At 65.6% G+C, this 12,289-nt stretch carries 9 protein-coding genes; 7 read left to right on the top strand and 2 right to left on the bottom strand.

What is annotated here, in order from left to right; translation table 11 throughout:
• The first annotated feature begins 213 nt into the window (after nucleotides 1–213).
• Nucleotides 214–1,107: a hypothetical protein gene (locus ACO1P8_RS19405; RefSeq protein WP_486297520.1), complete on the top strand. Its 894-nt coding sequence runs from the start codon at nucleotides 214–216 to the stop codon at nucleotides 1,105–1,107.
• 265 nt (nucleotides 1,108–1,372) lie between these two features.
• On the opposite strand, the gene ACO1P8_RS19400 is transcribed toward ACO1P8_RS19405, so the two are convergent.
• Nucleotides 1,373–2,338: a Bug family tripartite tricarboxylate transporter substrate binding protein gene (locus tag ACO1P8_RS19400; RefSeq protein ID WP_486297519.1), complete on the bottom strand. Its 966-nt coding sequence runs from the start codon at nucleotides 2,336–2,338 to the stop codon at nucleotides 1,373–1,375.
• Between the two features lie 165 nt (nucleotides 2,339–2,503).
• Entirely contained in the window at nucleotides 2,504–3,415 is a 912-nt protein-coding gene (locus ACO1P8_RS19395; RefSeq protein WP_486297518.1) for a LysR family transcriptional regulator, read from the bottom strand.
• 203 nt (nucleotides 3,416–3,618) lie between these two features.
• Here ACO1P8_RS19395 and ACO1P8_RS19390 point away from each other — a divergent pair, with 203 nt between their 5' ends.
• From ACO1P8_RS19390 to ACO1P8_RS19365, 6 genes are all read left to right on the top strand, one after another.
• Nucleotides 3,619–4,614, top strand: coding sequence for a Bug family tripartite tricarboxylate transporter substrate binding protein (locus ACO1P8_RS19390; RefSeq protein WP_486297517.1), 996 nt, complete (start codon nucleotides 3,619–3,621; stop codon nucleotides 4,612–4,614).
• A 7-nt stretch (nucleotides 4,615–4,621) separates the two neighbouring features.
• Nucleotides 4,622–6,175, top strand: coding sequence for a M81 family metallopeptidase (locus ACO1P8_RS19385; protein ID WP_486297516.1), 1,554 nt, complete (start codon nucleotides 4,622–4,624; stop codon nucleotides 6,173–6,175).
• A gap of 71 nt (nucleotides 6,176–6,246) precedes the next feature.
• Nucleotides 6,247–7,332, top strand: coding sequence for a DSD1 family PLP-dependent enzyme (locus ACO1P8_RS19380; RefSeq protein WP_486297538.1), 1,086 nt, complete (start codon nucleotides 6,247–6,249; stop codon nucleotides 7,330–7,332).
• Nucleotides 7,333–7,604: 272 nt separating this feature from the next.
• Nucleotides 7,605–8,867 (top strand): oxalate/formate MFS antiporter, encoded by a 1,263-nt coding sequence (gene oxlT / locus ACO1P8_RS19375; RefSeq protein ID WP_486297515.1) that lies wholly within the window; start codon nucleotides 7,605–7,607, stop codon nucleotides 8,865–8,867.
• Nucleotides 8,868–8,914: 47 nt separating this feature from the next.
• Nucleotides 8,915–9,718 (top strand): 4'-phosphopantetheinyl transferase family protein, encoded by an 804-nt coding sequence (locus ACO1P8_RS19370; protein ID WP_486297514.1) that lies wholly within the window; start codon nucleotides 8,915–8,917, stop codon nucleotides 9,716–9,718.
• Between the two features lie 297 nt (nucleotides 9,719–10,015).
• Nucleotides 10,016–12,271, top strand: a complete 2,256-nt coding sequence (locus ACO1P8_RS19365) for a TonB-dependent siderophore receptor (RefSeq protein ID WP_486297513.1) — start codon at nucleotides 10,016–10,018, stop codon at nucleotides 12,269–12,271.
• Nucleotides 12,272–12,289 lie beyond the last annotated feature (18 nt).

The raw sequence follows: 12,289 nt of genomic DNA, 5'->3' as shown, positions 1-12,289 counted from the left end.
GATCACGCCATGCTTCAACGCCAGCCACGCAACCCGGTCACTGACCATGAGCGGAGCTTGCGGGCACAGGCCTCCGCTACCGGCACGTACGCGGAGGATTAGAAATTTCACACCATATTACGGGCCTATAAACTTCCGCCGCTCACTGCATCGCGGATACTGTGGTCGCATTTAACGACGTTGCGTGTCGCAATCGACGATGAGGACCGCTTTATGCCCGACCATGACCGCCCCGACTACCTGGATCCATCGATAGACCCGACCAACACCTATGTTCTCTACAACTCCGACTACTACGTCTTGGCGTATTCGGACTACGCGGGGAGCCATAAGCTGATGGTCCGCTATGGAAACTCACAAGAGGACGGGAAACCGGTAGGTGCAGCCCTGAACGGCTACCCTGCGATGGCCATTTACAACGGGGTGGTGCACCTGACGCATCAAGCCGCCGATGCCAGTAACGAACTTTGGCATATGACATACGACGGGACAACCTGGTCGCCGGACGCCGTCGTCCCCGATATTTACTTGAATGAGTCTCCCGGAATGGCCGTTTTCCAAGGAAACTTGTATGTGGCGCACCAAGGTACCGACAGTTCTGCTCATACGCTTTGGTATACCGTGTATAGGAACGGGGTATGGTCGCAGGATAAGTATATCTTCGGTGTTTTACTGAATGGGTCGCCTTCCTTGGCCGTTTTTGGCGATACGCTTTACCTGTTTCATCAAGGTTCCGACACAACCGGTGCCGCCCAGCAGCTCTGGTATACGACGACGTCCGACGGGAAAACCTGGACGGCAGACGTGCAAGTCCCCAACGTTTCCATGATCAATTCTCCCGGAGCGGCCGTTATGACGAATCGGCCTTCCTACGACGGACTTTACGTTACGTACCATAATGCGGCGGATTCAAAGATTTACTACGTAAAGTACGATGGAAGCAGCTGGTCAAACCCAACGGATGTCGCGGGGATCAGCGTGGACTCTCCCATTTCAGACCATTGCTCTCCCACGTTATCTCTATCCGCGAGTAATGTACTTTTTGCGAACTGGTGCACCGCGGACGCTGACAGCGCCTCGGAACTCATAGCGCCACCCCCGCCGTAGCCTATGGGGTTCCAAGCTGCTTGCCCCGCCTTGATAGTGCCTTCGACTATTTGCCTCGCCCTGCGCGCCCGCCTTTTGCGGATCGCCAGCCGGCAGCCCTCTTTGCTCCGATCCACGGCGGGCAAGGCGAAGTAGTGCACGCCGTGGCGCACGCCTGGCGCTGAACGAAGAGATCGCGGCGCCGGCATGGGTGGGCCACGGTTGAAAGCCGCGGACCGCATCGGCCGGCTCACCCGCGCCCTTCAGCACATCCTTGCAACAGGGCTTACTTGCCGCCCTTCAGGATGTCATGCCACTTGTTGGTCTGGTCGACGATGAACTTGCCGAACACTTCCGGCTTTTCGCCGCCCGGCTCCGCGCCGATGGTTTCCAGCACCTTGACCATCTGCGGGTCTTTCAAAGCCTCCAGCGTGGCCTGGTACAGCTTGGCCTGCACCTCCTTGGGCACCTTGGCCGGAACCACCAGGCCGTACCACGTCGAGAAGGTGTAGCCCGGCAGCCCGGCCTCGTCGATGGCGGGGATCCCGGGGAAATAGGCGCTGGGTTTTGCGCTGCTGACGCCCAGGGCGCGCACCGTGCCGGCCCGGATCTGCGAAAGCGCGGAGCCGCTGGTTTCGATGGACATCTGGATCTGGCCGGAAATCAGGTCCGCCATCATCGGCGCGCCACCCTTGTAGGGCACGTGCGCGATATCGATTTTGGCCATTCTCTTGAACAGCTCGCCGGCCAGGTGCTCCGTGCTGCCGATGCCTGCCGAACCGAAGTTCAGCTTGCCCGGATTCTTCTTGGCATAGTCGATCAATTCCGGAATGGTCTTGACCGGCAGTTTGTTATTGACGATAAGCAGGTTCGGCGAGGACGCGATGACGGTGATCGGCGCGAAATCCTTTTCGAAATCGTAGGGCAGCTTGTCATAGGTCGAAGGCGCGATGGTGTGCGCGATGGTCGACAGGAAAATGGTATAGCCGTCCGGATTGGAACGCGCAACGTATCCCGCGCCGATCGTGCCGCCCGCGCCGGCGCGGTTGTCCACGATGACGGGCTTGCCGAGTTTCTTGGCCAGGGCTTCCGCCAGCGGGCGGCCGACGATGTCGGTGGTGCCCCCGGGCGGGAACGGGACCACGAGGGTGATCGGCTTCTCGGGCCAGCCGGCGGCGTGGGCCGCCAGGGTGCCGGCGCAGAGCACGGTACCTGCGAGCAACTTCCCCAGCAGGGATTTGCCGAATTTCATGTTTTTCTCCTGATATCCAGGTTTGTGGGAGCTTGGCAAAAACGGTCCAGGGGCGGCTGATGCCGCGCTTTTGGAAGACCGTCGCGTCCCGCGAGCGCTTTGGGGGAGGATTGTATACCCGCGTGTACATGCGCCTTCCCTGCCGGGCGGATTGACGGCTTCCTGTCAGCCGGCCACCGTCCAGGGATGCGCCTGCACCTCCGCGCGCAGGCACGCCAGGAAATGGGAAGTCCGGGCGGAGCGCTCCTGGCGCGAGGGCAACAGCGCGATCACATCCGCATCGGGCAGGCGCCAACCCGGCAGCAGCGCGACCAGCCGGCCATCGCGCAGGTCGCCCGCGACATCCCATTCCGACCTGACCATAATGCCCATGCCCGCGACCGCCCAATCATGGACCACCGCCCCTTCCGTGCTGGCCAGGACCGGATCGATGCGCACGCTGGCCGTTTCGCCGCGCGCGTCGGTGAAACGCCAGAGCGTGACGTCCTCGTCGTTTTCCCGCAGGGCGATGCATTCGTGCGTCCGCAAGTCCTCCGGACGGGCCGGCATGCCGCGCCGCCGCAGGTAGGCGGGCGCGGCGCAGAGGATGCGCCGGTTGGCCGCGATGCGATGCATGACCAGCGCCGAATCGCGCAATTCGCCGATATGGACCAGGACGTCCCACCCGTCCTCTGCCACGCGGCCGGGGCGGTCCGACAGCGTCAGCGTGGCGGTGACTTCGGGGTAATCGCGCCGCACCCGCGCGACGGCGGGCCCCACGTAGCGGTGACCGAATCCCAGGGGCGCGAGGACGCGCAGATGTCCCGCGATGACGCTGCCGCGGCTGCCCAGCGTATCGGCCAACTGACCGAGGTCCTCGCAGATCCGGCGACCGCGCGCGGCCAGCAGCTCGCCTTCGTCGGTAAGCGCGATGCGCCGGCCGGTCCGTTCGACCAGCCGGATGCCCAGGCGCCTTTCCAGTCCCGCCAGCCGCTGGGTGACGGCGGGCGGTGTCACATCCAGCGTGCGCGCCGCTTCCGCCAACGAGCGCGCGGCCACCACGGTCAGGAAAAAACGCAGGTCTTCGCTGGACAGCAACCCCTTGCTCCATTAAGCCCCGGCTTAAGAATGGATTCATTGCCGGTTAACCCTGGACTTTAGCTCTATCCCCATACTTGCGGCATCCGTGCTTTACCTCATTGCCGCCCACGGCGGCCGCACCAGCCATGGACACGGGCCCGCCCGTGTATCCGGCGGGGACCGGCCAGCGGCGCGGCCTTGCTCCCCATCCTGGAGGTTGTATGCGACGTACCCTTGCCCATGCCTGGACCACCCTGATCGCCGCCGGCGCGCTGGGACTGCTGGCATCCACCGCCCACGCCGCCGGCTCCGACTGGCCCAACCGGCCCGTCACGGTCATCATTGCCTCGGCGGCCGGCGGCTCGGCCGACGTGCTCAGCCGGATTGTGCTCAAGCACGTGGCCGAGGATACCGGCGCGAACTTCGTCGTGGAGAACCGCCCGGGCGCGGCCGGCAACATCGGCATGGCGCAGATCAAGCGCGCGGCCCCGGACGGCTATACGCTGGGCTACGGCAATATCAATACGCTGGCGGTCAATCCGGCGCTGTTCAAAAAACTGCCCTACGACGCCGTCAAGGATTTCGCGCCGGTGGGCCAGATGTTCGCCGTCTACAACCTGCTCGTGGTACGCGGCGACTCGCCGATCCATACGGTTGCGGACCTGATCGCCCAGGCCAGGCGCGAGCCCGGCAAGATGTCGTATGGCGCGGCGGGCATCGGCAGCAGCGGCCAAATGGCGGGCGAACTGTTCAAGCAGATGGCAGGCGTGGACGTGATGTTCATCCCCTACAACGGCGACCCCGCTTCGCTGTCCGATCTGGCGGGCGGACGGCTGGACTACACATTCACCAATGCGTCCGTGGCCTATCCTTTGGTCAAGAGCGGCAAGCTGCGGGCCCTGGCGATCACCAGCAAGGATCGCGTGGCGCTGTTCCCCGACATGCCCACCTTGAACGAACTGGGCCTGAAGGGCTATGAGAATGTATCCTGGGGCGGCCTGGTCTTCCCGGCCGGCACGCCGCAGCCCATCATCGATCGCCTGTCGCAATCGTTGCGGAAAGTGCTGGCCAGCGATTCCCTGGCCAAGGACCTGGCCAACACCAGCGCCTCGCCCGGCACGCCCGGCACACCGGAGGAGTTCGCGCGCTTCATCGCGGCCGAGCAGCGCAAATGGGGCGACCTGATTACCGACGCCCATATCGAGAAACAGGATTGATCACGCCATGTCCCTACGCATTGCCCTGCTGGGCTTCGCCATCGAATCCAACCGCTACGCGCCGGTCTCCACCCGCGAAGACTTCGTATCGCGCGCCTACCTGGCCGGCGCGGAGCTGATGCGCGATGCACGCGACGCGACGCCTCGCATGACACCGGAAATCCCCGCCTTCGTGCGCCGCATGGATGCCACCGTGGAATGGACGCCGGTGCCCATCCTGTTCGCCAACGCGGAATCCGGCGGGCCGGTGGAACACGGTTTTTTCGCCGATACGCTGGCGCAGTTCGAGAGCCGCCTGCGCGCGGCCCTGCCCCTGGACGGCGTCTACATCTGCGAGCACGGCGCGGCGATCACCACCGAGGAGGACGACCCCGACGGCCTGGTCTTCGAAACCGTGCGGCGCATCGTCGGTCCGAAGGTACCTATCGTCGCCACGGTGGATCTGCACGCCAATGTCTCGGACCGCATGGTCGACCAGGTCGACACCTTGATTTCCTATCGCCGCAATCCGCACGTCGACATGGCCGAACGCGGCGCGGAAGCCGCTGACGTCTTGCGCGAGCTGCTGGCCGGCCTGCGCGTGGAAGTCGCCCATGTCCGCATGCCGGTCTGCGCGCCGCCCACGCAGCTGCTGACCGCGGCGGGCACCGGCCCCTACGCGGACATGATCCACAAGGCGGAAGCGCTGGACGATCCGCGCATCCTGAACGTGTCGGCGATGGGCGGATTCGCCTATGGCGATACGCCGAAGAATGGCTTGACGGTCCTGGTGACCACGCGCGGCGACGCCGAACTGGCCCGACGAACGGCGCTGGACCTGGTCACGCCGGCATGGCGCGACCGCGCCGCCTTCTTTCCCCGATTGATGCCGCTGGACGACGCGGTCGCCCTGGCCGTGGCGACGGGCAACGATGCCGCGCGGCCGCCGGTCCTGCTGGCGGACGTGGCCGACAATCCGGGCGGCGGCGCGCGGGGCAACACGCCTTACCTGTTGCGGGCGCTACTGAAGGCCGGCGCGCGCGGGGTGATTGCCGGTGTCGTCACCGATCCCGAACTGGCCGCCGACGCGCATGCGGCCGGCGTGGGCACGGCCCTGAGGGCACGCTTCAACCGCAGCGAAACCACGCGCTATTCCGAGCCCTTCGAGGCCGATGCCACCGTGGTGGCGCTGCGCGACGGCAAGGGCGTGGGGCGGCGCGGCCAACTGGCGGGGTGCAGCTTCGACCTGGGCCCTTCGGCCTTGATAGCCGTCGACGGCATCCGGATCGTCGTCATCACCCACCGCCACCAGTGCCACGAACCCACTTTCTTCGAAATGTTCGGGCTGGACATCGGCGCGGCACGCACCGTCGTGGTCAAATCGCGCGGTCATTTCCGTGCCGCTTTCGACGAGTTCTTTCCGCCGGAGCGCATTCATAGCGTCGACGCGCCGGGGCTGACCTCGCCCATCCTGTCGCGCTTCGACTTCCGGCGCCTGCCGCGCCCCGTCGTGCCGCTGGACCCCGATACCGAATGGACGCCGACCGTACGGCTGTCCCTTAAACCCATGGAGACTTCGTGACCACGTCGATCATCGATCACGACCGCCTGCAAGGCCAGGAAACGCCCAGCCTGGTGCTGGACGAACGCCGCATGACGGCCAATATCGAACGCATGCGCGAGCGCGCCCGCGCCCTTGGCGTGCAACTGCGCCCGCACCTGAAAACCCCGAAATCCATCGACGTCGCGCGCCGGGCCATGGATACGCCGCAAGGGCCCGCCACGGTCTCGACGTTGCAGGAAGCGGAGCAGTTCGCGCAGGCCGGCGTGAAAGACATCCTGTATGCCGTGGGCATCGCCCCCAACAAACTGGACCGCGTGGTAGCGCTGCGGCAGCAGGGCGTGGACCTGACCATCGTGGTGGACAGCGTCGACGGCGCACGGGCGGTGGCGGATAAATCCCGCGCCAGCGGGATGCGCATTCCCTGCCTGATCGAGATCGATTCGGACGGGCATCGGGCCGGCGTGGCACCGGGCCAGACGGACCGCCTGCTGGCCATCGGACGCGCGCTGCACGACCACGGCGCGGAACTGCGCGGCGTGATGACCCATGCCGGCGAATCCTATAACTGCGAAAGCACCCAGGCCATCGAAGCCATGGCCGAACGCGAACGGGCCGCGGCGGTCTCCTGCGCACAAGCCTTGCGCGCCGCCGGGCTGCCCTGCCCCGTCGTCAGCGTGGGCTCGACGCCGACCGCCTTGTTCAGCCGCGACCTGACGGGCGTCACCGAGCTGCGCGCGGGCGTCTTCGTATTTTTCGACCTGGTCATGGCGGGCCTGGGCGTTTGCCGCCAGGACGACATCGCGCTCAGCGTGCTGACCACGGTGATCGGGCACCAGGAAGACAAAGGCTGGATCCTGGTCGACGCCGGATGGATGGCGATGTCGCGCGACCGGGGCACGGCCAAGCAGAAAGTCGACCAGTATTACGGCGTGGTATGCGACATCGATGGCAAGCCGTATGCGGACCTGGTCATGCGCGAGACCAACCAGGAACAGGGCATCCTGGCCCTGCGTCCCGGCAGCACGGCGACGCTGCCCGACCTGCCGCTGGGCACGATGGTGCGGATATTGCCCAACCACGCCTGCGCCACGGGTGCCCAGCACGAGGCCTATCACGTAATCCAGGACGATTCCGGCCGCGTCGCGGCGCATTGGCCGCGCTTCCGAGGCTGGTAGGCGGGCGGGTGCGCCGATTGCCTCCGGCGCCTGAACGCCAGGACGCCCCCCGGGCCCATCCGGCGCGCGGGGCCGCCTCCCACCTCGGCTGCCGCCGGGCATCCCCCCTGCGGCCCATCGGGCACCAGTTGGGCGCAGGGCGCACCACGAAACGTACCGTACAGGTGCGCGCGGGCGGCCCGGGCCGCTTCGCCGCAGAGACACAGGGCGCCGCGCGATTGGCATAGGCTTTGCATAAGGTGTCTTCCAGACCAACCGGCCTGGAGCCCCTCATGAGCGTTTCCGCAGAAGCTGCACTCAGCCGCCCCAAGGATGTCCTGGGCAACCGCTGGACCCAATTGGGACTTGGGTTGATTTGCATGATGGCCATATCGAGCCCCCAATATGTCTGGGCGCTCTTCACCAAACCCCTGTCCGCCAAGCTGGGCGTACCGCTTTCCGAACTGCAGATCACCTTTTCGCTGCTGATCGTGCTGCAGACCTTTTTCTCGCCGTTCCAGGGCAGCCTGATCGACCGCTTCGGTCCGCGGCGTCTCATCGCCCTGGGCACGCTGATGTCCGGATGCAGCTGGATCCTGGCCGCATCGGCCGGCAGCATCGGCATGCTTTACCTGACCTACGGCATCGTGGGTGGCCTGGGCACGGGCATCGTCTACGTCGGCGTGGTCGGCCTGATGGTGCGCTGGTTTTCCGACCGGCGTGGCTTCGCCGCCGGCATGGTTGCCGCCGGCTACGGCATGGGCGCCATCCTGACGACCTTTCCCATTGCCAGTGCCCTGGCGGAGTCCGGCCTGGAAAACACCCTGTGGCGCTTCGGCGCGCTGTTCGCGGTGATCGGCGTGATCGCCGCGCAGGGATTGCGATCGCCCGTGGACGCTGCCGCGATGCAGGCGCAGCCGCAAACCGCCAGCGTGGCCAGCGGGCTGGCGCCGCGCGAGATGCTGAAGCAGCCGCTGTTCTGGCTGATGTTCGTCATGATGACGATGATGTCGACCTCCGGCCTGATGGTGACGTCGCAAATGGGCAGCTTCGCGCGCGATTTCGGTGTCGCCGATCTTCTGGTCTTTGGCCTGGCCGCGCTGCCGCTGGCGCTGACCGTGGACCGCCTTACCAATGGCCTGACACGGCCTTTCTTCGGCTGGGTGTCCGATCGCTTCGGACGTGAGAACACCATGTTCATCGCCTTCGCCCTGGAAGGCTGCGCGATGGCGATATGGCTGGCGACGCGCGAACATCCGCTGCTTTTCGTCTTGCTGTCCGGCGTGGTTTTCTTCGGCTGGGGGGAAATCTTCTCCCTGTTCCCCTCCACGCTGACGGACACATTCGGCACGCGCCATGCCACGGCCAACTATGGCTGGCTGTATATCTCCCAGGGAATCGGATCCATCCTGGGCGGCCCGCTGGCCGCGCTGATGCACGAGAAAACCGCCAGCTGGCATCCGGTTTTCTATTTCGCCATCGCGCTGGACATCACCGCCGCCCTGCTGGCGATCGCCGTGCTCAAGCCGCTGCGCGCGAAATACCTGGCGCGCTGAGCGGGACCGGCGCGCCGCGCGCCGATACAATCGGCGCTACGACACCGATGCGGCACGCACGAGGAATGGAAAACGGAGAACGCCGGACGCGGGCCTGGGAAGACCGGGCCGTGCCCTTGTCGCTGCCGGGCACGCCGGGCGACCTTCGAATATGGTGCCTGGACCTGGACCTGGCGGCGCCTGTGCCGGAGCCGGCCCTGGCGCTACTGGACGCCGCGGAGCGCGCGCGGATGGACCGCTACCGGCACCGCGCGGACCAGGTGCGTTTCGGTATGACCCGGGCGATGCTCAAACGCCTGCTGGCCAGCCATACGGGCGCTGAAACCGCGCGGGACGCCGCCGCCATCGCCCTGGCCTATACGGCCGCGGGGCGCCCGGTCTGGCCGGGATCGCGACTGCATTTCAACGTGGCGCACTCCGGCGCGCTCGCGCTGATCGCGATCTCGCGTCTGCGCCCGGTAGGCATCGATGTCGAACTGCGCAAGGACCTGGACATCGACGCCCTGGCCGCCATCGTTCTTGCCCCGCGCGAACGACAATTGCTGGAGCACGCGCCCGCCGCTGCCAGACGGGACGGGTTCTACCGCTACTGGGTGTGCAAGGAAGCCGCGCTGAAAGCCACGGGCCGCGGCATCGCCGACGCGCTGCAGCGCATCGAAGTCCGCACCGATCCCGCGGCAAGGGATGCGCACGCCATACACTGCGAGGACTCCGCCATGGCGGACCGCGATCTCCTGCGGTCGCTGAACCTGCGCATCCTGCCTTTGCCCGGCGCCTATGCGGGAGCGGTCGCCTGGGCATCCGGGGCGGACACGCCCCGCGCCCGCGGCACCGGCGGCAACTCCAGGTAGAAGACGCGCTTCAAGACCGGATCCTGGTCGGCCGTCCATTCATCGAAGACGGGGAAAAGCCGGTCTTCGATGAGTCCCCCTGTGCCCGCAGCAACGATATGTCCAACGCGGCGACGGCCCGCGCCGTGACCGATGCGTCGGTCCATGGCCGCCTCGGGACTAAACAGCAACTTTTCTCATCCGTCTCTCAAGAATGCGAAGCGCGGCCCGGCGCATATCGCCGCCGGTCTCCCGGCACTCGCACCCGCGACCTGATGCCGGCCTCTCAGGCCCCAGGGAATTCTTCACGCTACGACCATGATGAGAAACCAGAACAATATGCTGCCTACCGGAGTCCTGCCTGACCCTTTGTCCCGGCCCCTGCTTGGTGCCTTTCTGATGTTCGGCCTGACGCTCGCTGCCGACACCCAGGCGCAGCAGGCACAGCGCACACAACAGATGCAAAACGCGCGGCAAACATCGCCTGCACAGCAGGCGCAGCAGACCCAGTTCGCACAATCAGCGCCGTCCAATACGCCAGCCACGACGACGCTGCCCACGGTCAACGTGACGGGCACCCAGCAGAATCCCGTGACCGGTCCGACCAGCGGCTACGTCGCTACCGACGCGCTGACGGGCGCCAAGACCGACACGCCGCTGCGTGAAATCCCGCAGTCCATATCCGTGGTCACCCAGCAGGAGATGCGCGACCGCAATGACCTGAGCGTCCCGCAGGCGGTGCAGTACGTTCCCGGCGTCCAGGTCAACAATTTCGGCGGCAACGATGTACGCAATGACTGGATCGTGCTGCGCGGCTTCGATGCCAAGCTCTCCGGCGACTATCGCGACGGCCTGAGCCAGATGCCCTACGACCAGATCCGCATGCGCATGGATCCCTACGCGCTGGAACGCATCGACGTGATCCGCGGACCGTCGTCCGTGCTGTACGGCCAGGTCGCGCCCGGCGGTATCGTCAACCGTGTCACCAAGCGGCCCACCGCCGAACCCTTCGGCGACATCGGCGTCCAGTTCGGCAGCTGGGACCGGCGGCAGGCGCAGTTCGACCTGGGCGGCCCGGTCGACAAGGACGGCAAGTACCTGTACCGCCTGACCGGCATCTGGCGCGATGCCGGCACCCAGGACAAGTATGGTTCCGGTCACCGCTACCCCGACGACCTGGCCTACATCGCGCCGGCCTTCACCTGGCAGCCGGATGCCGATACGTCGTTCACGCTGCTGCTGAACTACCAGCACGATCGCACCGGCGGCGAGTCGCGCCCGGTCTATCCCACGCATACGCTGGTGGGCGACTACGATTTCAACAAATACGATCGCGAGCAGTACTCGATCGGCTATCAGTTTTCGCACCGTTTCAATTCTTCCTTCACGGTGCGCCAGAACGCCCGCTACCAGAAAGGCTGGCTGGATCAACGCGACCTGTACGCCCTGCGCGTGCTGCCCGACGGCCATACCATCAGCCGCTATGCGCTGGTGTCCAAGGAAAGCGCCGACAGCTTCGTGATCGACAACCAGGCGGAATTCAAATTCCAGACCGGGCCGGCCGCGCATACGCTGCTGGCCGGTGTCGACTACCAGTTCCTCGACGGCCAGCAGGATTACCGCCAGGGCACCGCGCCCAACCTGGATCTGGATAACCCGCAATACGGCCTGAACATTCCCTATCCCTCCGCGGCCGGGACCATCATCGATCAGAAGCAGGTCAACCGCCAGCTGGGTGCCTATCTGCAGGACCAGATCAAACTCGACAAATGGCTGCTGACGCTGGGCGGACGGCAGGACTGGGCGCGCAGCGACAGCCGCGACCGGCTGGCCGGCGACACCACCAAGCAGAACGACGACGACTTCACCACGCGCGCGGGCCTGGCCTATCTGTTCGACAATGGCGTCACGCCCTACGTGAGCTACAGCACATCCTTTCTGCCGCAAGCCGGCGTGGCCAAGGACGGCACGCCGTTCAAGCCCACCAAGGGCGAGCAGTACGAAGTCGGGATCAAGTACCAGCCGCCGGGCGGCAACAGCTATGTGGCCGTGTCGGTCTATGACCTGACGCAGAAGAACGTGCTGACCACCGACCCGACCGATGTCAATTTCAGCGTACAGACCGGCAAGATCCGCGCGCGCGGCATCGAGCTCGAAGGCAAGGCCAACCTGACGCGGAATCTGGACGTGCTGGCGTCCTATACCTTCAACGACATCCGGGTCAAGAGCAGCAACAACCCGGTCGAGGAAGGCAATATCCCCATCGTGACGCCGGAACACATGGCATCCGCCTGGCTGAACTACACGCTGCCGTCCGGCCTGCTGCGCGGCCTGGGCATGGGCGCGGGCGTGCGCTATATCGGCACGACCTACGCCGACGTCGCGAATACCATCACCAACGATTCCGCCGTTCTGTTCGATGCCGGACTGCACTACGAGATCCGCGGTTGGCGGCTGGGATTGAACGTGATCAACCTGTTCAACAAGGAGACCGTGGTATGCCGCAACAACACACTGAACTGCCGCTACGGGCAGGAACGTACCGTCGTCGGCACCTTGTCGTACAGCTGGTAGCGTGAGCATGCTGCAGCC

The sequence above is a fragment of the Bordetella sp. genome (genome assembly GCF_057362025.1).
Note: the sequence above shows the minus strand (reverse complement) of the source record. Positions and strands in the feature narration are given on the sequence as shown.